At 65.9% G+C, this 23,774-nt stretch carries 25 protein-coding genes; 16 read left to right on the top strand and 9 right to left on the bottom strand.

All coding sequences use genetic code 11. The features are described from left to right. The 7 genes from V5279_RS39465 (at nt 1) to V5279_RS39435 (ending at nt 5,421) form a co-directional block, all read left to right on the top strand. On the top strand, nt 1-318 hold the full coding sequence (locus V5279_RS39465) for a proton-translocating transhydrogenase family protein (protein ID WP_016841609.1): 318 nt from the start codon (nt 1-3) through the stop codon (nt 316-318). 43 nt (nt 319-361) lie between these two features. After that, the gene (locus tag V5279_RS39460; RefSeq protein WP_166214012.1) at nt 362-1,759 is read left to right on the top strand and encodes an NAD(P)(+) transhydrogenase (Re/Si-specific) subunit beta; all 1,398 of its coding nucleotides are present in this window, start codon (nt 362-364) and stop codon (nt 1,757-1,759) included. Between the two features lie 11 nt (nt 1,760-1,770). Next, complete coding sequence (locus tag V5279_RS39455) at nt 1,771-1,941, top strand: hypothetical protein (protein WP_338692257.1); 171 nt, start codon at nt 1,771-1,773, stop codon at nt 1,939-1,941. Between the two features lie 15 nt (nt 1,942-1,956). Then, entirely contained in the window at nt 1,957-2,775 is an 819-nt protein-coding gene (locus tag V5279_RS39450) for an alpha/beta hydrolase (RefSeq protein ID WP_338692256.1), read from the top strand. A 55-nt stretch (nt 2,776-2,830) separates the two neighbouring features. Continuing rightward, nucleotides 2,831-3,928: a calcium:proton antiporter gene (locus tag V5279_RS39445; protein WP_166302743.1), complete on the top strand. Its 1,098-nt coding sequence runs from the start codon at nt 2,831-2,833 to the stop codon at nt 3,926-3,928. 14 nt (nt 3,929-3,942) lie between these two features. Further along, nucleotides 3,943-4,227 carry a cupin domain-containing protein gene (locus V5279_RS39440; RefSeq protein ID WP_338701641.1) on the top strand — a complete coding sequence of 95 codons (285 nt, stop codon included), beginning with the start codon at nt 3,943-3,945 and terminating at the stop codon, nt 4,225-4,227. Between the two features lie 222 nt (nt 4,228-4,449). Continuing rightward, the gene (locus V5279_RS39435; protein ID WP_338692255.1) at nt 4,450-5,421 is read left to right on the top strand and encodes a hypothetical protein; all 972 of its coding nucleotides are present in this window, start codon (nt 4,450-4,452) and stop codon (nt 5,419-5,421) included. A gap of 9 nt (nt 5,422-5,430) precedes the next feature. Here the strand turns inward: V5279_RS39435 and V5279_RS39430 are convergent, their stop codons facing one another. Then, nucleotides 5,431-6,009, bottom strand: a complete 579-nt coding sequence (locus tag V5279_RS39430) for a tetratricopeptide repeat protein (protein ID WP_338692254.1) — start codon at nt 6,007-6,009, stop codon at nt 5,431-5,433. Between the two features lie 210 nt (nt 6,010-6,219). Beyond that, nucleotides 6,220-6,516: a 30S ribosomal protein S21 gene (gene rpsU, locus V5279_RS39425; RefSeq protein ID WP_029085516.1), complete on the bottom strand. Its 297-nt coding sequence runs from the start codon at nt 6,514-6,516 to the stop codon at nt 6,220-6,222. Between the two features lie 264 nt (nt 6,517-6,780). Here rpsU and aqpZ point away from each other — a divergent pair, with 264 nt between their 5' ends. After that, nucleotides 6,781-7,500 carry an aquaporin Z gene (gene aqpZ, locus V5279_RS39420; RefSeq protein ID WP_166214015.1) on the top strand — a complete coding sequence of 240 codons (720 nt, stop codon included), beginning with the start codon at nt 6,781-6,783 and terminating at the stop codon, nt 7,498-7,500. A gap of 77 nt (nt 7,501-7,577) precedes the next feature. On the opposite strand, the gene V5279_RS39415 is transcribed toward aqpZ, so the two are convergent. Continuing rightward, nucleotides 7,578-8,681, bottom strand: a complete 1,104-nt coding sequence (locus V5279_RS39415) for a 5-(carboxyamino)imidazole ribonucleotide synthase (RefSeq protein ID WP_338692253.1) — start codon at nt 8,679-8,681, stop codon at nt 7,578-7,580. Continuing rightward, nucleotides 8,678-9,166 carry a 5-(carboxyamino)imidazole ribonucleotide mutase gene (gene purE, locus V5279_RS39410; protein ID WP_029085519.1) on the bottom strand — a complete coding sequence of 163 codons (489 nt, stop codon included), beginning with the start codon at nt 9,164-9,166 and terminating at the stop codon, nt 8,678-8,680. The genes V5279_RS39415 and purE overlap by 4 nt, the downstream gene beginning before the upstream one ends. A gap of 145 nt (nt 9,167-9,311) precedes the next feature. Here purE and V5279_RS39405 point away from each other — a divergent pair, with 145 nt between their 5' ends. Next, a complete protein-coding gene (locus tag V5279_RS39405; RefSeq protein ID WP_338692251.1) occupies nt 9,312-10,043 on the top strand; it encodes a GGDEF domain-containing protein in 732 nt (243 codons plus the stop codon). 3 nt (nt 10,044-10,046) lie between these two features. On the opposite strand, the gene V5279_RS39400 is transcribed toward V5279_RS39405, so the two are convergent. The 3 genes from V5279_RS39400 to V5279_RS39390 all read right to left on the bottom strand — a co-directional run bounded on the left by V5279_RS39400 (nt 10,047) and on the right by V5279_RS39390 (nt 11,214). Beyond that, a complete protein-coding gene (locus tag V5279_RS39400) occupies nt 10,047-10,298 on the bottom strand; it encodes a hypothetical protein (protein ID WP_166214019.1) in 252 nt (83 codons plus the stop codon). 16 nt (nt 10,299-10,314) lie between these two features. Beyond that, nucleotides 10,315-10,524: a hypothetical protein gene (locus tag V5279_RS39395; RefSeq protein WP_338692250.1), complete on the bottom strand. Its 210-nt coding sequence runs from the start codon at nt 10,522-10,524 to the stop codon at nt 10,315-10,317. 483 nt (nt 10,525-11,007) lie between these two features. Continuing rightward, nucleotides 11,008-11,214: a YdcH family protein gene (locus V5279_RS39390; protein ID WP_029085523.1), complete on the bottom strand. Its 207-nt coding sequence runs from the start codon at nt 11,212-11,214 to the stop codon at nt 11,008-11,010. 240 nt (nt 11,215-11,454) lie between these two features. Between V5279_RS39390 and V5279_RS39385 the strand changes: the two genes are divergently transcribed. Beyond that, complete coding sequence (locus V5279_RS39385; RefSeq protein ID WP_029085524.1) at nt 11,455-11,640, top strand: YdcH family protein; 186 nt, start codon at nt 11,455-11,457, stop codon at nt 11,638-11,640. A gap of 86 nt (nt 11,641-11,726) precedes the next feature. Here the strand turns inward: V5279_RS39385 and V5279_RS39380 are convergent, their stop codons facing one another. Further along, the gene (locus V5279_RS39380) at nt 11,727-12,830 is read right to left on the bottom strand and encodes an NAD(P)/FAD-dependent oxidoreductase (protein ID WP_338692249.1); all 1,104 of its coding nucleotides are present in this window, start codon (nt 12,828-12,830) and stop codon (nt 11,727-11,729) included. Nucleotides 12,831-13,088: 258 nt separating this feature from the next. Here V5279_RS39380 and V5279_RS39375 point away from each other — a divergent pair, with 258 nt between their 5' ends. From V5279_RS39375 to V5279_RS39365, 3 genes are all read left to right on the top strand, one after another. Next, nucleotides 13,089-15,776 carry a sensor domain-containing protein gene (locus V5279_RS39375; RefSeq protein ID WP_338701639.1) on the top strand — a complete coding sequence of 896 codons (2,688 nt, stop codon included), beginning with the start codon at nt 13,089-13,091 and terminating at the stop codon, nt 15,774-15,776. Between the two features lie 305 nt (nt 15,777-16,081). Beyond that, nucleotides 16,082-17,650 carry an ABC-F family ATP-binding cassette domain-containing protein gene (locus V5279_RS39370; protein ID WP_338692248.1) on the top strand — a complete coding sequence of 523 codons (1,569 nt, stop codon included), beginning with the start codon at nt 16,082-16,084 and terminating at the stop codon, nt 17,648-17,650. A gap of 57 nt (nt 17,651-17,707) precedes the next feature. After that, nucleotides 17,708-19,174 (top strand): glycerol-3-phosphate dehydrogenase, encoded by a 1,467-nt coding sequence (locus V5279_RS39365; RefSeq protein ID WP_338692247.1) that lies wholly within the window; start codon nt 17,708-17,710, stop codon nt 19,172-19,174. 246 nt (nt 19,175-19,420) lie between these two features. Here V5279_RS39365 and V5279_RS39360 read toward each other — a convergent pair whose 3' ends face one another. Continuing rightward, nucleotides 19,421-20,650, bottom strand: a complete 1,230-nt coding sequence (locus V5279_RS39360) for a tetratricopeptide repeat protein (RefSeq protein ID WP_338701637.1) — start codon at nt 20,648-20,650, stop codon at nt 19,421-19,423. A gap of 296 nt (nt 20,651-20,946) precedes the next feature. Between V5279_RS39360 and V5279_RS39355 the strand changes: the two genes are divergently transcribed. Genes V5279_RS39355 through V5279_RS39345 form a run of 3 tightly spaced genes read left to right on the top strand, consistent with a single transcriptional unit; the run spans nt 20,947 to nt 23,773 of the window. Then, on the top strand, nt 20,947-22,047 hold the full coding sequence (locus V5279_RS39355) for an ABC transporter ATP-binding protein (protein ID WP_414645971.1): 1,101 nt from the start codon (nt 20,947-20,949) through the stop codon (nt 22,045-22,047). Further along, the gene (locus V5279_RS39350; protein WP_338692246.1) at nt 22,044-22,958 is read left to right on the top strand and encodes an ABC transporter permease; all 915 of its coding nucleotides are present in this window, start codon (nt 22,044-22,046) and stop codon (nt 22,956-22,958) included. The genes V5279_RS39355 and V5279_RS39350 overlap by 4 nt, the downstream gene beginning before the upstream one ends. Next, a complete protein-coding gene (locus tag V5279_RS39345; protein WP_338692245.1) occupies nt 22,958-23,773 on the top strand; it encodes an ABC transporter permease in 816 nt (271 codons plus the stop codon). Before V5279_RS39350 ends, V5279_RS39345 begins: the two co-directional genes overlap by 1 nt. Nucleotide 23,774: the final 1 nt, after the last annotated feature.

Genomic DNA, 23,774 nt, shown 5'->3' with positions numbered 1-23,774 from the left:
ATGGAGCATCTCGCGCAGGCCGTCGATCCGTTCGTGTTCCGGCTGTCGATTTTCGTTCTCGCCGTGTTCGTCGGCTATTTCGTGGTGTGGTCGGTGACCCCTGCGCTGCATACGCCGCTGATGAGCGTGACCAACGCGATCTCGTCGGTGATCGTGGTCGGTGCGCTGCTCGCGGTCGGCGTCGGCATGGTGTCGAGCGGCTCGGGCTGGGCCCGCGGCTTCGGCTTCGTCGCGCTGATCTTCGCCTGCGTGAACATCTTCGGCGGCTTCCTTGTCACCCAGCGCATGCTGGCGATGTACAAGAAGAAAGCAAAGTGAGCGGCGTGCACCTCGGGGTGACGAAGACAAAGGGGGACCTGAGATGAACGCCAATCTGGCTGCTGCTCTGTATCTCGTGGCGGGGGTGCTGTTCATCCTGTCGCTGCGCGGCCTGTCGAGCCCGGCGTCGTCGCGCCAGGGCAACATGTTCGGCATGATCGGCATGGCGATCGCGGTCGCCACCACGCTGGCGAGCCATCCGCCGGCCGACGGCGTGGCCTGGCTGCTGGTCATCGTCGCGATCGCGATCGGCGGCGGCATCGGCGCGGTAATCGCGCGCCGCGTGCCGATGACCTCGATGCCCGAGCTCGTCGCCGCGTTCCACTCGCTGGTCGGCATGGCCGCCGTGCTGGTCGCCGCCGGCGCGTTCTATGCGCCTGAAGCCTTCGACATCGGCACGCCCGGCAACATCCATCCGCAGAGCCTGGTCGAGATGTCGCTCGGCGTCGCGATCGGCGCGCTGACCTTCACCGGCTCGGTGATCGCATTCCTGAAGCTGTCGGCCCGGATGAGCGGCGCGCCGATCATCCTGCCGTTCCGCCACGTCATCAACATCGTGCTGGCGCTGGCGCTGGTGTTCTTCATCGTCGGCCTCGTGTTGTCGGGCAGCGCGCTCGACTTCTGGCTGATCACCATCATCGCGCTGGCGCTCGGCGTGCTGATGATCATCCCGATCGGCGGCGCCGACATGCCGGTCGTGATCTCGATGCTGAACTCCTATTCCGGCTGGGCCGCGGCCGGCATCGGCTTCACGCTCGGCAATTCGGCGCTGATCATCACCGGCGCGCTGGTCGGCTCCTCCGGCGCGATCCTGTCCTACATCATGTGCCACGCGATGAACCGCTCGTTCATCTCGGTGATCCTCGGCGGCTTCGGCGGCGAGACCGCGGCCGCGGGCGGCGGCTCGGGCGAGCAGAAGCCCGCCAAGCTCGGCTCGGCGGACGATGCCGCCTTCATCATGAAGAACGCCTCCAAGGTCATCATCGTGCCCGGCTACGGCATGGCGGTGGCGCAGGCCCAGCACGCGCTGCGCGAGATGGGCGACATCCTGAAGAAGGAAGGCGTCGAGGTGAAATACGCCATTCACCCGGTGGCGGGGCGCATGCCCGGCCACATGAACGTGCTGCTGGCCGAGGCCAACGTGCCCTATGACGAGGTGTTCGAGCTCGAGGACATCAACTCCGAGTTCGCCCAGGCCGACATCGCCTTCGTGATCGGCGCCAACGACGTCACCAACCCGGCGGCGGAAGAGGACAAGACCTCGCCGATCTACGGCATGCCGGTGCTGCAGGTCTGGAAGGCCGGCACCGTGATGTTCATCAAGCGCTCGCTGGCGTCAGGCTATGCCGGCATCGACAACCCGCTGTTCTACCGCGACAACACCATGATGCTGCTCGGCGACGCCAAGAAGGTCACCGAGAACATCGTCAAGGCGATGTAGGGCGGCCCGCGATGGTGCTGAACCGGGAGTGGCATCGAACCCATCGTATGCCGCCCCGGGCCACGCGCGAGCAGCGCATCAAGTGGCATGTCGTGCATGCGGCGGCGTGTTCATGCCGGCCGGTGCCAGACAGCATCAAGGCGGACGTCGAGAAGCTGCGCAAGCGCCGCGGCAAGACATAGAAGCGGCCACCGGTGATGGCGCTGGCACTCGCAATCCTGAAATGGCTCGTGATCGCCGCGGTCGTCGTCTATCTCGGCGGGCTCGTGGTGCTGTTCGTCAAGCAGCGCGAATTGCTGTTTCCGATCCCGCCGGTCGGGCGCACTGCGCCGGCCGCCGCCGGGTTTCCCGAGGCCGAAGAGCATGTCCTGACCACGGCCGACGGCGAGAAGGTCATCGTCTGGAATGTGCCGGCGAAGCCGGGCCGGCCTGTGGTGCTGTTCTTTCATGGCAATGGCGATTTCCTTGCCGGCCGCGTGGCGCGCTTCAAGGCCGTCACGGCCGACGGCACCGGGCTGGTGGCGCTGTCGTTTCGCGGCTACGCCGGGTCGAGCGGATCTCCGAGCGAGCAAGGGTTGCTGCAGGACGCCGCGGCGGCCTACGCGTTCACCACCGCGCGCTACCGCGCCGAGCAGATCGTGGTCTGGGGATTCTCGCTCGGCACCGGCGTCGCGGTCGCGCTCGCCGCCGAACATCCGATCGGCAGCCTGATCCTGGAGGCGCCCTACACATCGACCGCCGACGTCGCCGGCGCGCACTTCTGGTATGTGCCGGTCAGCCTGTTGATGCGCGATCAATTCCATTCCGACCGGCGAATCACCGGCGTCACCGCGCCGCTCCTGATCATGCACGGTACGAACGACCCGGTGATCCCGATCCGCTTCGGCGAGCGCCTGTTCGGTCTCGCCCGTGAGCCCAAGCAGTTCGTGCGTTTGCCCGGGGGCGGGCACGACAATCTCGACGATTTCGGTGCGATGGAGACGGCGAGGCGGTTTATCGACGCCGCAAAAGGCTGACGGCGGCGATCGTCTGTCGCATAATCGGGCCGGTCGAATTGAGGGGGCTGACGACATGAGCGCACACGCACCGATGCCACGGTCGTCCTGGCTGTATCCCGTTCTGGCGATGCTGTTGTTCGTCGCGGTCACGGCGTCGGGCTACGCCTTCGCGCCGTCCGCGGCTGGCTGGCTGTTCGCGGCCGTGCTGCTCGTGATCCTGTTCGGCACCGTGTTTGCGGCCGTCCACCACGCCGAGATGATTGCCGAACGGATCGGCGAGCCGTTCGGCACGCTGCTGCTGACGCTTGCGGTGACGATCATCGAGGTGGCGCTGATCTCGACCATCATGCTGGGCGACACGCCGGCCCCGACCCTGGCGCGCGACACCGTGTTCGCGGTCGTGATGATCGTCTGCAACGGCCTGGTCGGGCTCTGCATCTTCATCGGCGGCTTGCGCTACCGCGAGCAGGATTTCCAGATCACCGGCGCCAACCTTTACCTCAGCGTGCTGTTCGTGCTCGCGACCATCACACTGGATATGCCGAACTTCACGCTCACTGCGCCGGGGCCGGTCTATTCCACGGCCCAGCTCGCCGTCATCAGCGTCGTGACCCTGCTGCTCTATGCGGTGTTCCTGTACACCCAGACCATCCGTCACCGCGACTACTTCGTCAGCGGCGCCAATGAGGCGGCGGCGCATGGCGAGGTGATGTCGGACCGCATGACGGTGATCAGCGTTGTCCTGCTGCTGGCTTCCCTGCTGGCGGTGGTGCTGCTGGCCAAGAAGTTCTCGCTGGTGGTCGATGTCGTCACCGTCAAGATCGGGGCGCCGCCGGCCTTTGCCGGCCTGGTCGTGGCGGCGCTGATCCTGTTGCCGGAAAGCGTTGCCGCGGTGGCGGCGGCGCGCAAGAACGACCTGCAGAAGAGCATCAACCTCGCGCTCGGCTCGTCGATCGCCACCATCGGGCTCACCGTTCCCGCCGTGGCCGTTGCCGCCTATGCGCTCGACAAGCAGTTGGTGCTCGGGCTCAGCAACCAGCATATGCTGATCCTGCTGCTCACCTTCATGGTCAGCATGCTCACCTTCGGAACCGGCCGCACCAACATCCTGTTCGGGCTCGTTCACATGGTGGTGTTCGCGGTGTTCGTGTTCATGGTTTTCGTACCGTAGTGGAGAGAATGACGATGCTCAGCGCCAAATCGGACGTTCAGGTGGATACGGTGGAGGTCCGCGTGACCGAGTGGCGGCTCGCGCCGGGCAGCGCCACTGGCCACCACACCCATGAGATGGACTACGTCATCGTTCCGATCACGGCGGGCGAGATGACGATCGTGGCGCCGAACGGCGAGCGCTCCAAGGCGCAGCTCGCCGTCGGCAAGTCCTATTTCCGCAAGGCCGGGGTCCAGCACGACGTGCTCAACGAGACGGCCAGTGAGATCGTGTTCCTCGAGGTCGAACTCAAGCCCTGACGCGGCGCCTTAACCCTGCGCGCGCCGAATGGCAGGTCCGAGCCTGCGGGGCTGTGGAAATTCATAACCCGTTAACGGCTGCACGATGATCTAGCAGGTGGATGCGGCCTGCGCAGGGGGCGCCTCCGGCTGAAACCAAGATGACACCAAAGGTGACGGCGGAACGGGGGTTTGCCACCGATCCGTCGCAGTTGATCCCTGAATGTGCCTCAAAGTTCCAGCATGAAATACCGGGGCGGGGAGTGGCAGGTCATGCTGAGTTACCTGAAGAAATTCGTGATGGACATCTTACCCTCGGTGGCAGCGACCATCATCGGGGCGTACATCGTTAATCACTACATCGTGGCCAGGCCGGAAGCGCCGGCGGCTGCAGCCGTGACCGCCGCCGTGGATCCCAAAGCCGATCCGAAGGCCGCCGCCAAGCCCGCCGAAAAGTCCACCGTGGTCAGCAGCCTCCCGGAAGCCGGCGTGAAGGCCAAGGGCATGTCCGAGCGCACGCTGATCGAGCGCTCCGCGTCCGAGAAGGCCACCGTCACCGAGAAGCAGGCCGACCCCAAATCTGCTGACCCCAAATCTGCTGACCCCAAGGCTGCTGACGTAAAGCCTGATGGGCCGGCCGATACCGCCAGCATCCCTGCCGACTCGCGCCATCATCCAGTGGCGCCGAAGGCGGTCGCGAAGGCTGCGCCAGCTGCCGCGCCTCAGCCTTCCGCTCCTGCGACGTCAGCCGCGCCGGCTGAGGCCGCGGTCACGCCAGAGGAAAACCGCGCCGCCAACGATCTTGCCCGCGCCGCCATCGAGCGGTTGCGCAAGGAGCGTCCGCAGGACGCTGCACGCACCGATCTTGCCCGGCTGCCTGATCAGCAGCGTCCGGCCGCCGCGTCGGCGATCCGGCCGTTGCCGCCGCCGATCATGGTGTCGAACCCGTCCGGCGAAAATGCCGATCAATCCTCGCAGCCGCGTCCGCCCTACGCCGCCAGCGCCCAAGATTCCAACCGAGATTCGAACCGGGATGCTAACCGGCTGACGCCGCCGGCCGATATTCCGGTTCCGGTGCTGCAGGCCCCGCTTGACCTGCGTGCCGACGCCGCCATGCCGACGCCCAAGAACGAGCGGACCAGTGAGCGCACCTCGGTGACCGACGACGTGTTCTCCGGTATGAAGTCGATGTTCCACGCCGTCTTGCCGAAGTAAGCCGAACAATTACCCGCCGGTGCGCGCCAGCCCGCTGCGCGCGGTCTCGTCCCTTGGCCGCAGCGCCAGCGCGCGATTATAGGACGCCGCCGCCTTGGCCTTGTCGCCGAGACGCTCATAGGCCTGGCCGCGCGCGCTCCACGCCGCAACATTGTTGGGATCAGCCTGCACCGCCTCGTCGAGATCGGCGACGGCCTGCTTGGCCTTGTCGAGCGCGAGATAGCTGGTGGCGCGGCTGACCAGAGGCTCGGCCTTCTGCGGCGACAGCCCGCTGGCCGCCGTGAAATCGTCGATCGCCTGCTGATGTTGCCCGCGGCCCTGATAGATCAGGCCACGGCCGTACAGAGCCTGGATGTTGTAGGGATCGGTCGTCAGCGCTTGCTCAAATTCCGCCTGCGCCTCGTCGAGCTTGCCGGAATGCGCCAGCACCTGGCCGCGCGTGGCGTGATCCTTGGCGCTGTTGATGTCCTGCGGCGTGATCGTGTCGGCAGCCGGCTTGTCGGCGGTGGCGGCCGGTTTCGGCTTGTCGTCCGAGCCCCATGATCCGAGATCGAAGGAGCAGCCCCCCAGCGGCAGGCCGAGAGCCACTGCAATGATGATGAGTTGCGATGCGCGACGGCGGTGCGCAGTCCCTGGATGCACTGGTCCTGGGGGAAGGGGGCGGAGCGCCGAAGCAACCATTATGCAAAACGCTCCTGCCGGTAATTTTGCATTGGTACCCCGGAACGAGGCTCGCTTCAAAACGACAACGCGGGCCCGGGGCCCGCGCTGTTAGACTTCCATATCTGCAAAAACGGTTCAGCGAGGGCCGCGACCAGCGCCCGGACCACCAGGACGGCCACCGCGATCGCCACCCGGACCAGCGCCAAACACCGGCTTCGGCTTCATCGGCAGCAGGCCTTCGCGCTGAAGCTTCTTGCGCGCCAGCTTGCGTGCGCGGCGCACGGCTTCGGCCTTTTCGCGAGCCTTCTTCTCAGAGGGCTTTTCGTAGTGACCGCGGAGCTTCATCTCGCGGAAAATGCCCTCGCGCTGCATCTTCTTCTTCAGCGCCTTGAGAGCTTGGTCGACATTGTTATCGCGGACGAGAACCTGCACGCGGCATCCTCTTTTGAATTGATCGGTTCGGAATTCTGGCGAGGTGAAGGGGCGGCAAAAGGCCTGCCTCTTAACCCTAGGCGCGCGCATGTATCAGACAAACGCGCAGATGTCCACCGGTCGAGTGACTTTCGGGCCTAGTAAAGCCACGAAATGGGGCGAAAATGCCTTTGTGCGGCCCTGATTTGGGTGATTTGGCGCCGGGATGGGGGCCGTTCCCGGAGTTTTGAGAACTTCGGACATTGGAAATAGGGGAGATGCCACATGGCGATGAAGAAATACGCGGCCGAGGCCATCGGTACGTTCTGGCTCACATTTGCCGGCTGCGGCAGCGCGGTGATCGCGGCCGGCTTTCCGCAGGTCGGCATCGGCCTGGTCGGCGTGTCACTGGCGTTCGGGCTCAGCGTTGTGACCATGGCCTATGCGATCGGCCATATCTCGGGCTGCCACCTCAACCCGGCCGTCACGGTCGGGCTGGCTGCGGGCGGGCGTTTTCCGGGCGGCCAGGTGCTGCCCTACATCATCGCGCAGGTCGTGGGTGCCATCATCGCGGCCTGGCTGCTCTATGTGATCGCCAGCGGCGCGCCCGGCTTCGATGTCAGCAAGGGCTTCGCCTCCAACGGCTATGACGCGCATTCACCCGGCCAGTACAGCATGGTGGTGTGCTTCATCACCGAAGTGGTGATGACCATGATGTTCCTGTTCATCATCATGGGATCGACCCATGGCAAGGCGCCTGCCGGCTTCGCGCCGCTCGCGATCGGCCTTGCGCTGGTGATGATCCATCTGGTCAGCATTCCCGTCACCAACACCTCGGTGAACCCGGCGCGCAGCACCGGGCCGGCACTGTTCGTCGGCGGCTGGGCGGTGGCGCAGCTCTGGATGTTCTGGGTCGCACCGCTGATCGGCGGTGCCTTGGGCGGCGTGATCTATCGCTGGCTCAGCGACGAGCCGACCGGTGTCGTCGCCGGCGTCAAGACCTGACCGGCAAAACGGGATCGTGGCTGCCACGATCCCGTTTCCATCGATCTGTCGCGAATGCCGCTGCGAAGCGTGGCGGATCAAGGCTTGCGGGGCGGCGTCACTTCGGTGACGTGCCCCATCTTGCGGCCGGGGCGCGGCGTGCCCTTGCCATAGAGATGCACGGTGGCGCCGGGGACGGTGAGCCACTGCTCGTAGCTCAGGATATCGTCGCCGATCAGGTTGGTCATGGTGACCTCGCCATGGCGCACCGGCTTGCCGAGCGGCCAGCCGGCGATCGCGCGGATGTGCTGCTCGAACTGTGAGATCGAGGCGCCGTCGAGCGTCCAATGGCCGGAATTGTGCACGCGTGGCGCGATCTCGTTGACCAGCACCGTCGCCGCGCCATTGCCGGGCACGACAAACATCTCCACTGCAAGCACGCCGACATAGTCGAGCGCCGTGGCGATCTTTTCGGCGATCGCCCGCGCCTGCGCGGCTAGCTCCTCGGGGATTGCGGCGGGCGCGCGAGACATCTTCAGGATGTGGTCGCGATGCTCGTTCTCGGTGACGTCGAAGCACTCGACCTCGCCGGACGCGGAGCGCGCCGCGATCACCGAGATCTCGCGCTCGAACGGCACAAAGGCCTCGAGGATCGCCGACTTGGTGCCGAGGTCCTGCCAGACCTGTTCGAGGTCGTCGCTGGCGCGGATGATCGCCTGGCCCTTGCCGTCGTAGCCGAAGCGGCGGGTCTTGATCACCGCGGGCAGGCCGATCCGTTCGATCGCCGCGCGCAGCGTCGCGACCGAGGAGACGTCGGCATAATCAGCAGTGCCGATGCCGAGCTTGCTGACGAAATCCTTCTCGATCAGCCGGTCCTGCGTGGTCTCGAGGATCTTCTGCGCCGGCAGCACCGGGCGTCGCGCGGCGAGCACCATCGCGGTCGCGGCCGGGACGTTCTCGAACTCATAGGTGACGACGTCGACGTCGTTGGCGAACAGTTCGAGCGCCTCGACGTCGGCATATTCCGCGCAGGTCGCGTTCTGCACCACGTCGAAGGCGGGCGAGTCCGGGTCGGGCGAAAACACCTGGCAGCGGAGCCCGAGGCGCGCTGCGGCCATCGCCAGCATCCGGCCCAATTGTCCGCCGCCGAGGATTCCAATGGTGTCGCCCGGCTTCAGCTTCACTGTATCAGAAGCCGTCACGCCGTGCCCTCCGGATGGTCCTTGACCGCGTCGGTCTGCTGCTGGCGCCAGGCCGCAAGCCGGCCCGCCAAAGCAGCATCGTTGAGCGCGAGCACGCTTGCCGCGAGCAAGGCGGCATTGATCGCGCCGGCCTTGCCGATCGCGAGCGTTCCGACCGGGATCCCCGCCGGCATCTGCACGATCGAATAGAGCGAATCGACGCCGGACAGCGCCTTCGACTCGACGGGAACCCCGAACACAGGCAGCTCCGTCAGCGCGGCCGCCATGCCCGGCAGATGGGCCGCGCCGCCGGCGCCGGCGATGATCACCTTGTGGCCGGCAGCCTTGGCGCCCTTGGCGAAGGCATAGAGCCGATCGGGGGTGCGGTGGGCCGAAACAATGCGCGTTTCGCAGGCAATACCGAGCGCAGCCAGCGTGTCGGCGGCGTGGCGCATGGTCTCCCAGTCGGACTGACTTCCCATGATGATGGCGATCGGAGCGGTCATCTCTTCAATTCTGTGCAGGAATCCAAAAGCATAGGCCGATTATAGGGGCGGCCCGGGCGTCATCCAAGGCGTGGCAAGGGAGTTAGAATGGACTATCCTGTCTTGGTGAATCCCGGCAAGCCTTCATAAGCAGGCCTCAACAAGGATGCGCATGAAGAAGAAGACGACGGCGGCCGCCTCGGGGGCATCGAAACGACGCAAAGGCACGACGGCCGCGCGCAAATCCGGGCCTGGCAAGGCTGGGCGCAAGCAGGCTGGAAGCAAACAGGCTGGAACAAAACGGGCTGGAACCGAAGCGTCCACGCGTGGGGCGGTCGCATCCGGCGACAAATCGACGATCCGCAGGCTGCGGGCACAGCTGGCGCGAGCCCAGGCCCGGATCGAGGAGCTGCAGGCGTCGTCCGAGACCGACTTCCTGCTCGACATCCTGAACCGGCGCGGCTTCGAGCGGGAGCTCGCCCGTTCGCTCTCCTTCATCAAGCGCTATCACGCCTCCGGCGCGCTGATCGTGCTCGACGTCGACCGGCTCAAGCCGATCAACGACAGCTTCGGACATGCAGCGGGAGACGAGGTGCTGAAGGCGATCGTTGCCGCGATATCGGACCAGGTGCGCGCGTCCGACGTGGTCGGCCGTCTTGGTGGCGACGAGTTTGCCGTGCTGCTGTGGAATCTCAGCGAGACCGATGCAAGGGCCAAGGCCGCGGCGCTGGAGGAGGCGATCGACCGCCTGACTTTCATGTTCCGTGGCAACCACGTTTCTGCTGGCGCCTCCGCAGGGGTGGCGATCCTCACCGCACATTCGGATGTCGAGCGCGTCCTCGATGAGGCCGACCGGGCGATGTATGTGCGCAAGGCGCAGCGGCGCCACGAATCCTAGGGATTAGAGCGCGCTCAGATCCTCCGGCACGTTGCCGTAGGCCCGTAACAGCTTGGCGTCGCCGAATTCGCCGATCGCAGGATCTCCGGTGCGGCTGAATGCGACCGCGCCGATGCTGCCGGGCATTCGCGACATCGTCTCCGCACGGCGCAGCGCGATCGCCGAGCTCTGGCATTCCTCGGCATTGCCGGCGACCGGCGTGCCGTCGTCGTCCTGCATGAAGGGCAACGCCACGTAGTAGGTGACATCGGTCATCGCTGTGCTCCGGATGTTAAGCGGCGTCGCTCGCCGCCTGGCTCTGCGCCGGAACGCAGCCGGCGGTGATCGCAGCCTGCAATTCCTCGAGCTCGGCTTCCAGATATTCATTGGCCATGATCAGCGCCTTGATGGTGCTGCGCAGGTTGCCGTCGCACATCGCGATCGCCTGATCGCAGGCCTTCTCGTAGTGGCTGTGCTCGGGCTCGGAAGGCGGTGCGGACATGGCGAAACTCCCTCTCATGGCTGGCGGCTGGACCAAGATGTTCCTATTTTGTTCTTACGGAGTCAAGCATGCTTCCGCCTTCGCGAGTGATCACCCGCAACGGCCCGGACAGCCGCTTTCCTAATCGCTTCTTAACGATGTAGACTTCATATGCACGATAGCGTGCACACCGCCCGCACAGTTCGGAAGCACGGCGTATGGACGACTTAGAGCAACGCTGCGAGTCCTGCGATCTCACGAGGCGCTGGATCGGCGCCGAGATGCTGAACAGCGACTACGAGGCGATGGCCCTGCAGTGCCCGGGGTGCAAGTCGATCCTGCGTCTTGTGGTGCCACGGCCGAAGCGACCGCGAAGCGGCCCGTCCTGACGTGGCCTCATTCCCCGCCGGTGCCACGAATGTGAAGCCGGCACGCGAACTGTGGATGACGGGGAAAACTGCCGTCTGATTTTGAATCGGGTCGCCGAACCGCGCGCCGCGCGCATCAGGCGATGATGTCGGGCGTGATCTGGTCTTCGATGAAGGCGATGCGATCGCGCAATTGCAGCTTCCGCTTCTTCAAGCGTTGCAGCATCAGGAGATCCGGCGCCGGAGACTGATGCAGCGCGTCGATCGCGGCATCGAGGTCGCGGTGCTCTTGTTGCAGACGCGCGAGCTCGGCGTGGAGTTCGCGCTCATCCTGATCGTTCATGGTTGTGTATTAACTGATAAGCACGATGAGATTGCTGCGGCCGAAGCAGCCGCTTGCTGGAATATCCTCCCTGCGCGCGCGCCGCGCAAGCCGAACCGGTTCCATAGTCACGATTGGTTACAGATAAACCGAAACACGTGCATGCGGCATTTCGCTTTCCCCGTCGACAGCGCCGTCCACTTGTGTACACTCGGGAGTCCGGATCGAACCTGAGGTTTAACGCACCGAGGAGTGTTCGCAATGGCAATACAGGCCCATCTCGTTGAGTTGGAGCGTAAGCACAAAATACTCGAAAACGAACTGCACGAAGCGCTCGTGCACCCCTCAGTCGACGACCTGCATATTTGCGAGCTGAAGCGCCGCAAGTTGATGGTCAAGGATCAAATCGAGCGGTTGAAGAGTTCCGCGGACGATACGGTCCACTAGTTCCCCCACCAACATCAACCAAGCTTATCTGCCGCCGGATGGACGCTTGAGTGCGACCATCCCCCGGCAGGCTATGCTGCATGCGCTCAGAGCTCGGCCAGGTCGCCAACATGGTCGGCGACCGCGAGCGATGACGTCAGTCCGGGCGATTCAATCCCGAACAGGTTGATCAGGCCAGCGACGCCGTGGTCGGCCGGCCCCTGGATCAGGAAATCCTGGGTCGCCACCGCGGGCGGCACGATCTTGGGCCGGATTCCGGAATAGCTCGGCATCAGCGCGCCATCCGGCAGCGTCGGCCAGTATTTCCGGATCGCCGGATAGAACCGCTCGGCCCGCGCCGGATCGACGGCGTAGTCGATGTGATCGATCCATTCGACGTCAGGGCCGAACCTTGCCTGTCCGGCCATGTCGAGCGTCAGGTGCACGCCGAGCCCGCCGGGCTCCGGCACCGGATAGATCAGCCGCGAGAACGGCGCCCGGGCGCTGCAGCTGAAGTAATTGCCCTTGGCCAAATAGGCCGTTGGAATCAATTCGATCGGCATGCCCTCGACACTGCGGGCGACCGCCGTGGCGCCGAGGCCGGCGGCATTGACCAGGAGGTCGCAGGCGAGCGTCATCGGCGCTGCGCCGCCGGTCTCGATCTCGAACCCGTTGGCGGTGGCCCGGGCGTGCAGCAATGGCGTGTGGAACGCGAATGCCGCGCCGGCGGCCTCGGCGTCGCCGCGCAGCGCCAGCATATAGGCATGGCTGTCGATGATCCCGGTCGAGGGCGAGAGCAGCGCCGCGTCGCAATTCAGCGCCGGCTCCAGCGCACGTGCCGCCTCGCCCGACAACAGCTGCATGTCGTCGACGCCGTTGGCCTCGGCATGCGAGCGGATCGACTGCAGCTTCTCGGTCTCCGCAGCTGTGGTGGCGACGATCAGCTTGCCGCAATTCTTGTGCGGGACGCCGTGCTCGGCGCAGTAGCGGTAGAGCGCCCGCTTGCCGCTGACGCACATCCGCGCCATCAGGCTGCCGGCGCGGTAGTAGATGCCGGCGTGGATCACCTCGCTGTTTCGCGACGAGGTCACCGTGCCAATCGCCTCAGCCTCCTCGATCACAATCACTTCGCGGCCGGCCTGTGCCAGCCGGCGCGCCACGGCGAGGCCGATCACCCCCGCACCGACAATCACGCAATCAACCCTGTCCATCTCGTCCTTCAGGTCCGAATATTTCCACGCATTGCAGGCTGGCCGCCCTGCGCCAGCATCGTTCAGCCGATCCGGCGCATTTCGGCAAGTGCTTGGGCCATCTCGAATAGTTGGGGAGCCATGCCCTGTTAGTGGAGCATTAATCATGTCAGGGCAATTGCCGTATATTAAGTCGCATTTTCCGGTTGCATCCCTACGCGTTTACCCGATCCAAACCGCCGGAGCCGGACACTCGCACCGGAAATCCGCGGGTGAATGATGGCTCACAGGAAGTGGCAGGCGGGCGGGAAGAATTCGATTCCGGCAACGGCCGTGCTTTGCCTGATTGCCGCCGTCGCGCCGTGCGCTTCAGCCCGAGCCGGCACCGGCGCATTCGCGCCGTTGACCTATCTCGGTGACCTCGACCCCGGCGTGGTCTGGGAGCTTTTGATCGGCAGCGTGGCGGTCGCGTCCTTCTTCGGTGCGGTCGGGCTGTGGATCCTCTCGGCCCTGCGCAAGGCCAAGCGCGCTCAGCTGCGGCGCAACGCCTTTGTCTCGTCGGCGCTCAACCATTTGAACCAGGGCGTCGTGATGACGGATGCGCGCGCGCGCATCGTGTTCTGCAACGACCGCTATCTGGAGATCTATGGCCTGTCGCGCGCCGATATCAGGCGCAACATGACCGGCACCGAGCTGCTGGAGCTGCGCCGCAGCCGAGGCGTGCTCGACATCAGCGCCGGGGATTTCTTCGCCAGGGCCGCCGCACCGGAGGGGCTGGTCACCGAACTGCCCGGCGGCAGGTCGGTGCTGGTGAGATATTTTCCGCTGCCGAACGGCGGCTCGGTCGCGACCCATCTCGATTGCACCGACCAGCGCAAGCTGTCGCGCAAGCTCGCCTCGACCACGCAATTCCTGGAATCGGTGCTCGACAACGTTCCGGTCTGCGTTGCGGCCAAGAACATCGAGGACGGCCGCTACATCTTCGCCAACCGCGCATTCGAGCGCTTCTCGCGTTTCTCGCGCGAGCACATCGTGGGCAAGCGCGCCGACGAGATCTTCCGTCCCGAAACCGCCGTCAGCATCGAGGTCGCCGACCGGGCGGCGCTGAACGCGCCGGAAGGCTATCACCGCAGCGAATTCTTCGTCGAACGCGGTTCGGAGAAGCGCATCCTGGCCTCGAACCGGGTGATCGCCCGCAACGAGGCCGGCGAACCGGAATTCCTGATCGCGCTGTTCGAGGACGTCACCGACCGCCGCTCGCTGTCGCGCGAGCTCGAGAACAACAAGAAATTCCTCGAGCTGGTGGTCGACAACATCCCGGTCTCGCTGATCGTCCAGCGCGTCAGCGACGGCCGCTATCTCTTGGCCAACCGCAGCGCCGAAACGATCCTCAATCGCCGCCGCGAGGACGCCGCCGGCCTTACCGCGTCCGACATCTTCAACGCGCGCGAAGCCAAGCTGATCGTCGCCCGCGACGAGGCCGCGATCAGGAAGCGCAGCATGATCGCCGAGGAGCACCCGATCTCGACCAAGGACGGCCTGCGGCTGTTCCTGACCCGCCGCATGACTGTGCTCGACGATGTCGGCGAGCCGCAATATCTGATCAAGACCCATGAGGACGTCACCGACCGGCGCCAGACCGAGTCGCGCATGGCGCACATGGCCTACCACGACGGCCTGACCGATCTGCCGAACCGCGCCGCCTTCCTGCAGGCGCTGACCCAGATGATCGAGGCCTGCGCCGGCACCGACGAGGAGTTCGCGGTGCTCTGCGTCGATCTCGACGGGCTGAAGGAGATCAACGACGTCTACGGCCATGCGATGGGCGACAAGGTGCTGATCGAGGTCGCGCAACGCCTGCAAAGCGCGGCGCGCGGCGGCGTGGTCGCACGCCTGTCCGGCGACGAATTCGGCCTCATCATCGACGGCAAGCAGCCTGCCGCCGGCATTGCGCTGGCCGAGCAGGCCGCCGATGCCCTCGCGGAGGATTTTGCGATCGATGGCAAGTCGGTGCGCACCGGCCTCACCACCGGCATCGCGGTGTTTCCGCACAACGGATCCGACGCTGCCTCGCTGCTGGCCAATTCCGGCGCGGCGCTGTTCCGCGCCAAGGCGAAATCGCGCGGCACGATCTCGATCTTCGAGCCCGAGATGGATCAGCAGATTCGCGATCGCCGGGTGCTGCACCAGGAGCTGTCGGTCGCGATCAAGAACGGCGAATTGTCGCTCTACTACCAGCCGCAAGCGGCTACTGGCGCGAGCGTTGCGGGCAGCGAGATCATCGGCTTTGAGGCGCTGGCGCGCTGGCACCATCCGGTGCGCGGCTTCGTGCCGCCCAGCGACTTCATTCCGCTCGCGGAAGAAAGCGGCCTGATCGTCGAGATGGGCGAATGGATCCTGCGCGAAGCCTGCCGGGAAGCGGCCTCCTGGGCGGCTCCGCTGCAGGTCGCGGTCAACCTGTCGCCGGCACAATTCACCCATGGCGACCTCGTCGGCCTCGTCCATTCGATCCTGCTCGAGACCGGGCTGACGCCCGACCGGCTCGAGCTCGAAATCACGGAAGGCGTGCTGATCGAGGATTTCGACCGCGGCCTGTCGCTGCTGCGGCGGCTGAAGGCGCTCGGCGTCCGCATCTCGATGGACGATTTCGGCAGCGGCTATTCCTCGCTGAGCTACCTGCAGGCGTTTCCGTTCGACAAGATCAAGATCGACCGCGCCTTCGTCATCAATCTCGGCCGCAATCCGCAATCGGCCGCGATCGTCCGCGCGGTCATCGATCTCGGCCACGGCCTTGAAATGTCGATCGTCGCCGAAGGCGTCGAGACCGAGGCGCAGCTCGTCTTCCTCGCCGAAGAAGGCTGCGACGCGGTGCAGGGCTATCTGATCGGCAGGCCGGCCCCGATCGGCCAATTTGCCGCGCTGGTCGGCGGCGACCATCTTGCGGAATCCGTGCGCAAGGCCGGGTAGGCGGGCCTGAACCGTCGGACCCGACCGGCCGGCGCTGCTTGCCATCCGATGCATGCCCGGCTACATCTTGGGCCATCACAACACTCGAGCCGAGAAAAGAGGGCTGCGTCGTGGCGAGATTCACCGATCCCCACCTCAAGCGTGGCCCCGTCAACGCCCTGCAAATGCGTTTGCAGGGCTGACCGGAAACTCGCGTAAAATCTCTGGTCTGCCCTTCGTGGCCGTGCGGCGTCGAACGTTTGAACGTTTGCGCCTGCACTTGAATCCCTCGCCGCGCTTCGACGCGCACATCCGATGATGGCTGGATGCCTCCGGATGTCGTGATTGCCGGCAAGACCAGAGAATTGACCGTGACCCTCATCAATGTACGCAATCTCGGCGTGACGCTGAACGCGCCGCTGTTTTCCGAACTGAATTTTGTCGTCAATGCCGGTGACCGGATCGGGCTGGTGGCCGCCAACGGCCGCGGCAAATCCACGCTGCTGCGCTGCATCGCTGATACGATGGAGTCCAACGAGGGCGATATCACCCGCGCGCGCGGACTGACCGTCGGCCATGTCGAGCAGGATGCGCCGCCAAGGCTATTGGATGCGCCGTTCCATGCCGCAGTGCTTGGGGCGCTGCCCGCCGAGCAACGCGCGGGCGAGGGCTGGCGGGTCGATGTCGCCTTGCAGTCGCTCGACGTGCCCGAGGAGCTGTGGGCGAGGCCGCTGAAGCAACTGAGCGGCGGCTGGCTGCGGCTTGCGCTGCTCGCCCGCGTGCTGGTGACCGAGCCCGATGTGCTGCTGCTCGACGAGCCGACCAACCATCTCGACCTCGCCAAGATCGGCCGGCTTGAAGCCTGGCTGAACACGCTGCCGCGCGAGATGCCGGTGGTGATCGCAAGCCACGACCGCGCCTTTCTCGATGCGACCACCAACCGGACGCTGTTCCTGCGCCCGGAGCGCTCGCAGCTGTTCTCAATGCCCTACACGCCGGCGCGCGCGGCGCTCGACGAATTCGATGCCTCGGACGAGCGGCGCTTTCAGCGCGACATGAAGACCGTGCGGCAGCTGCGGCAGCAGGCCGCGAAGCTGAACAACCTCGGCATCAATTCCGGCAGCGACCTTTTACTGTCGAAGACCAAGCAATTGAAGCAGCGCGCCGAGAGACTGGAGGAGACCGCGAAGCCGGCGCATCTGGAACGCTCGGCCGGAACGATCCGGCTTGCCAACCGCGACAGCCATGCCAAGGTGCTGATCAGGCTGAATAACGCCGTGATCGCCACGCCCGACGGCAGGCCGCTGTTCCGGACCGGGCAGCGGTTCATCTGCAAAGGCGATCGCATCGCGCTGCTCGGACCGAACGGCGCGGGCAAGACCAGGTTCGTCGCGGCGTTGCGGCTGGCGATCGAGACCTCCGAGGTGGCAATCGCCGAGATTCGTGCCACGGAGTCGCTCGTGCTCGGCTATTGCGACCAGGTGCTGGCCGATCTCGTCGTTAGCGACACGCCGATGCGCATGCTGACGCGGCGCTTCGAGGTTGGCGACCAGCGTGCACGCGGTCTGCTCGCCGGCGCCGGGCTCTCGATCGAGATGCAAAGCCGTCCGATCGGGCGGCTGTCGGGCGGGCAGAAGGCGCGCCTCGGCATGCTGGTGCTGCGGCTCACTCAGCCGAACTTCTATCTGCTCGACGAGCCGACCAGCCACCTCGACATCGAGGGCCAGGAGACGCTGGAGGACGAACTGATGGAACAGCAGGCCAGCTGCCTCCTAGTGTCGCACGACCGCCAGTTCGTGCGGACGGTCGCCAACCGGTTCTGGGTGATCGAAGGCAAGAAGCTGATCGAGGTCGATCGCCCCGAACACTTCTTCGCCTCGGTCGGCGCAAGCTGACGCCTTTTTTGTGCGAGCACATACTCCGTTCGCATTGAAGTGCGATGGGCGTTGCGCATGGCGGACTATGATCTCGCGATCGTCGGCGGTGGCCTGAACGGCACGAGCATTGCGCGTGATGCGGCCGGCCGCGGCCTGCGCGTGATCCTGCTGGAGCAGGGCGATCTCGGCTCCGGCGCGTCGCAGGCGTCGCCGCGCCTGGTCCACGGCGATCTCGCGGGGCTGGAGCGGCGCGAGTTCTTCCGCGTCCGTCGCGCACTCAGGGAACGCGACGTGTTGCTGCGCATTGCGCCGCATCTGGTGCGGCCGGCGCGCTTCGCGATCCCGGCGCATGCCGAGGAGCGGCCGCCGTGGCAATTGCGGTCGTTGCTGCTGCTCTACGAGCGTCTCGCCTCGCGCAGCGGCCTGCCGCGCTCGGCGACGCTCGACGTCACCCATCATCCGGTTGGCAACGCGCTGAAGCGGCCGTTCGGAACCGCGTTCGAGTATTCCGATTGTATCGTCGACGATTCCCGGCTTGTGGTGCTTACCGCCGTCGATGCCGCGGCGCGCGGCGCCGATATCCGCAGCGGCGCGCGGGTGACCCGGGCCGAGCGTGGCGAGACCTGGCGGCTGGTCGCGATCGACCGCGGCTATCGCCGGGTGATCACGGCGCGGTCGCTGGTCAACGCGACTGGCGCCTGGATCGCTTCCGTCGCCGACACCGTGTTGCGGGTGCCGGCGCCGCCGCTTGCGACGGTGCAGATCAGCCAGATCGTGGTGCGCCGCCTGTTCGACTGCGACAACGTCTATGTGTTCCAGAACAGCGACGGGCAACTGATCTTCGCCAGTCCCTATGAGCGCGACTTCACCCTGATCGGCAGCGTCAGCCATCCCTTCAAGGGCGATCCGGCTATTGTCGCGATGGGCGTGCGTGAGGTGGCCTATCTCTGCGACGCGGCCAATCGCTACTTTCGCGAACAGATCGCCCCGGTCGATGTGCTGCGAACGATCTCCGGCGCCAACTCCGTCGCTGCGCCCGCGCACCGTCGCATGAGCGACGGCGCCGCGTTGCTCGATTTCAGGCGCGGCAAGGCGCCGTTGCTCACGATCTTTGGCGGCGACGTCACCACCTCGCGGCGCCGCGCCGAGCGGGCGGTCTCCGAGTTCACGCGGTTCTATCCGATGACGCCGCGCTGGACCGCGACCGCGCCGCTGCCGGGCGGCGAATTCGTCTGGCAACGCTTTGAGACCGAGGTCGACATCGCCCGCGACCGCTGGCGCTTTCTCGGCGAGGCACAGGCGCGGCGGCTGGTGGCCGCCTATGGGTTGAACGTCAAGGACGTTCTCGGAGATGCCAGGGACAAGGCCGATCTCGGCCCGGCCTTCGGTGCTGAGCTCACCGGCGCGGAGGTGCGCTACCTCATGCGCAAGGAATGGGCGCGCTTTCCCGACGATGTGCTGTGGCGGCGCTCGAAGCTCGGGCTGACCATGGCGCCAGCCGATCGCGACGCGCTCGCGGCGTTCATGGCGAAGGTGGATTGAGCGCAACTCTCAAACCTCCCCTTGCAAATGGGGAGGTCGCTTTGCTCGCCAGAGCAAAGCGGGTGGGGATCCTGTCTCCATGACAACCGGTGTCGCTTGTGGCCGACCCCCATCCCGACCTTCCCCCTTTCAGCGTCCTTTCAGCCGGAAGGAGAACAGCTCCCGGCCGGCGCGACAGCGTAGCTCGAATGGAGCGCAGCGAAATCCGGGAACAGGCGACGAGGCAGCTACCAACCGCAACAGCGGCTATTGCCTTGCCGCCTCCTGCGACCAGGCGAGGTCGCGCCGGGACGGACGGCGATGCAGCCGCTCCGAGATCAGGCCTGTCGCTTGCCGGCCCTGGCCGGCGCGCAGGCACGCAACGATGAAGGTGTCCTCCCACAATTCGCGTTGCGCATGGCTGCCGCCGATCCGCACCAGCTCGGGCATCAGCGGGGCAAGGATGCGCACGGCGTTTTCGTGGTCGCCGGCGGCGAAGGCCGCAACGCCCCGGCCGAGCCCGATCGCGGCAGGCCCGGGCGCCAGTTTGCCGTCGGCGTCGCGCGCCGCCATCTCGGCCAGCCGCGCCTCGAGCGCGTCATTGTTGGTCGTGGCCGAGACCAGCGCGTGGTGCACATCGGCGAAATGCGCGCCGGCCTTCGGGAAATAGCCGTCGCCATAGGCGGCGACATCCTTCCAGTGCGACTCGAGGCCGGTCTTGCCGGCGACCGACAGCCGCCAGAGCAGCGAGGCCGTGTCGGTGTAGATATTGAGCGGCGGATAGGGCCGGCCCGCCGGCTTGATGTGCTGCTCGTAGATGGCGAGCGCACCGTCGGCGTCGCCTTCCTCGATCGCGATCAGGGCAAGGTGCCAGGCGAGATGGCCCTGCAGGAAGCTGGTGCGATCATTCGCCGGCAGCCAGCTGGAGAGGAAGCTACGGCCTTCCGCCGCGTCCCCCTGTTCGAACAGCGCATGGGCCACGGCGTGCGCGGCGCCGGCGTTCTCCGGCTTCAGCGCATAGCCGCGCTCGGTGACGGCGCGGCCCGAGACGACATCGCCGGCCTCGGTCTTCGACCAGCCGAGATAGGTCAGGAACCACCAGTCATTGCCATAGTCGCTCACGTAGCGTTCGCAGATGGCAAGCCGCGCGGCGTCGTGGTCGGGCCGGCCGGAGAAGGCATAGAGGCCGAAGGCGCCGAGCAGCAGAGACAGCACCTGCGCATCGCGCGGATATTCGGCGAGATGCTGCTCGGCTGATGTCATCGCCTTCTTGCCCTGGCCCTCGATCACGGAGGCGATGATGTCGATATGCCGGCGCTCGCGCGGGCTCGCGGCCGCGGCCAGCTGCCTTGCATCGGCGGCCTTGGCGCGGGCCGCGGTCCCCTCCATGTTCAGCTGATGCACGCGGGCGCGCCCGATATGGGCCATCGCGAAGTCGGGGTCCTCGGCGATCGCCGCATCGAACGCCGCATCGGCGCCGTGCAGTGCCGCCAGCATGCGATCGACGCCGTCGACATAATATGCGGCGGCGCGGTCCGAAGCGGTGGTCAATGGCAAGCCGTAACGGTCGTGAATCATCGGTTGTCCTCCCGAATTTGACTGCGAAGTCTAGCAGAGGCATGGGAGCCGACAATATTGCGGGAGATGTCCGTGAGGCGGTTGAGCCGGCAGCGATCCGCCGCTAGCTTGCGGCCGGGATTGGACCTTGCGGGGAATCGGGGCTGGCGGACGTGACATCAGGCGAAGCGAGTGCGGAGGCGGCAAAGCCGTTGCCTGAACCGGCCGTCTCGGACATGCCCCTGCTGCGGATCGAGGGCGTCGCCAAATCGTTCGGCAATTTCCGTGCGGTCGACAAGCTCTCGCTCGATATCCGTGCCGGTGAATTCTTCGCGCTACTCGGCCCGAGCGGCTGCGGCAAGACCACGCTGCTTCGCATGCTCGCGGGCTTCGAGACGCCGGACGAGGGCCGCATCCTGCTCGGCGGCAATGACATCGCCCCGGTGCTGCCGCATGAGCGGCCCGTCAACATGATGTTCCAGAACTATGCGCTGTTCCCGCATCTGTCGGTGCGCGACAACATCGCCTTCGGGCTGAAGCGCGCCGGCATGGCGCGTCGCGACATCGCAGCCCGTGTCGCCGAGATGGTGGCGCTCGTCAAGCTCGAGGGGCTCGAGAGGCGCAAGCCCGACCAGCTCTCCGGCGGACAGCGGCAGCGCGTCGCGCTGGCGCGCTCGCTGGCGCGGCGTCCGCAGGTGTTGCTGCTCGACGAGCCGCTCGCCGCACTCGACAAGAAGCTGCGTGAAAGCACGCAAGGAGAGCTGATGGAGCTGCAGCGCCGGCTCGGCATGACCTTCATCATCGTCACCCACGACCAGGAGGAGGCGATGACGATGGCTGGCCGGATCGGCGTGATGGATGCCGGCCGTCTGGTCCAGGTCGCGACCCCGCGTAATCTCTATGAGGCGCCGGCCTCACGCTGGATCGCCGAGTTCGTCGGCGACATCAATTTGTTCGACGGCCAGGTCGCCGCCCGCGAGCATGGCCGCCTGACGGTCTCGACCGCGGAGGCGGGCCGGCTCGTGGTCAGCGAGCTGTGGCCGCCGGTGACCAAGGAGGCCGTCAGCGTCGCGATCCGTCCCGAGAAGGTGAAGCTGTCGCGCCGCGCGCCGGCAACGGAGGAGGGCGGCTCTCACGCGATCAACCGGCTGGAGGGCGTCGTCACCGACGTCAATTATCTCGGCGGCGTGACGAGCTACCGGGTGAAGCTGGAGACAGGCGCGGTGGTGCGCTCGTCGATGGCCAATACCGCGCGACTCGATGTCGATGGCTATCTCGCCGGTCAGCGCGTGGTGGCGTGGTTCACCGCCGACGATTGCCTGGTGCTGGAGCAATGAGCGCGCGCCGCATCTTCGCCCGGCCGGCGCGGCTTGCCGCGATCGCGCCCTATCTCTGGATGGTGCTGTTCTTCCTGGTGCCGTTCGGCTTCGTGCTGAAGATCAGCCTGTCGCAGACCGCGATCGCGCAGCCGCCCTATACGCCGGTGTTCGATTTCACCGATGGCCCCGCGGCGCTGGCCGCGGCGTTCGCGCAATTGTCGTTCGACAATTTACGCCTGCTGCTGCAGGACAATCTGTACATCCTGTCCTATCTGCGCAGCCTCGTCGTCGCAGTGACCTCGACGCTGATCCTGCTCGTGATCGGCTACCCCGTCGCGTATGGCATGGCGCGGCTGCCGCAGCGCTGGGAGGGCCTGGCGATGATGCTGGTGATCGTGCCGTTCTGGACCTCGTTCCTGATCCGCATCTATGCCTGGATCAACATCCTGCAGCATGACGGCCTGCTCAACAAGATCCTGCTGGCGCTGCATGTCGTGTCCGCGCCGGTGGTCTGGCTGTCGACCGACAGCGCGATGTATCTCGGTATCGTCTATTCCTATCTGCCGTTCATGATCCTGCCGCTCTATGCCACGCTCTCGAAGATGGATGCGTCGCTCCTGGAGGCCGCGGGTGATCTCGGCGCCTCGCCGCGGCAGGCGTTCTGGCTGGTGACGTTCCCGCTGTCGCTGCCGGGCGTCGGCGCCGGCGCGCTGCTCTGCTTCATTCCGATCGTCGGCGAGTTCGTGATCCCCGATCTGCTCGCCGGCTCCAACTCGCTGATGATCGGGCAGACGTTGTGGCTCGAGTTCTTCACCAACAAGGACTGGCCGGTGGCCTCCGCCGCTGCGGTCGCGCTGCTGCTTTTGCTGGTGCCACCGCTCGTGCTCTACGACCGCCTGCAGCGCCGCCAGCTCGAGAGCAACCGCTGATGGCAGGCACCGTCACCAGGCTGACGCGGTTCAACATGACGTCGCTGGCGCTGGGGCTGGCGTTCCTCTATCTGCCGATCGTCATCCTCGTGATCTACTCGTTCAACGCCTCGCGGCTGGTGACGGTGTGGGGCGGCTGGTCGCTGCGCTGGTACCACGAGTTCTTCAGCGACCGCGCCATGTTGGAGGCGGCATGGATGAGCCTGTCGGTCGCCGCGGTGTCGGCGTCGCTTGCGACATTGCTGGGTACGCTGGCGGCGATCGGGCTGGCGCGGGGCGAACGGTTCCGCGGCCGGGCGCTGTTTTCCGGCATGCTGTATTCGCCGCTGGTCATGCCCGAGGTGATCTCCGGCCTGTCGCTGCTCCTGCTGTTCGTGGCGCTGAATGCCGAGCGCGGCTTCTGGACCGTCACGATCGCCCATACCACGCTGACGATGTGCTTCGTCACCGTCGTGGTACAGTCGCGCCTGACCGCGCTCGACCGCAGCCTGGAGGAAGCCGCGATGGACCTCGGCTGCGATCCGGTGCGCGCGTTCCTCTTGGTGACGCTGCCGCTGATCGTGCCGGCGATCGTGGCCGGCTGGATGCTGGCCTTCACGCTGTCGCTCGACGACGTCGTGATCGCGAGCTTCACCACCGGTCCCGGCTCGGCAACGCTGCCGATCCGGATCTATTCGGAAGTGCGGCTCGGCGTGAAGCCCGAGATTAACGCGATCTGCACGCTGGTGATCGCGCTGATTGCCGCGATCATCGTGATCGCCTCGTTCGCCTCGAAACTGTCGAGCGCGCGCGGCGAGAGCGCCGCGCCGCTTTGAG

It is taken from the genome of Bradyrhizobium sp. 26S5 (assembly GCF_036923295.1).
GTDB classification, from domain to species: Bacteria; Pseudomonadota; Alphaproteobacteria; order Rhizobiales; family Xanthobacteraceae; genus Bradyrhizobium; species Bradyrhizobium septentrionale.
This window is presented reverse-complemented; position numbering and strand designations above follow the sequence as displayed.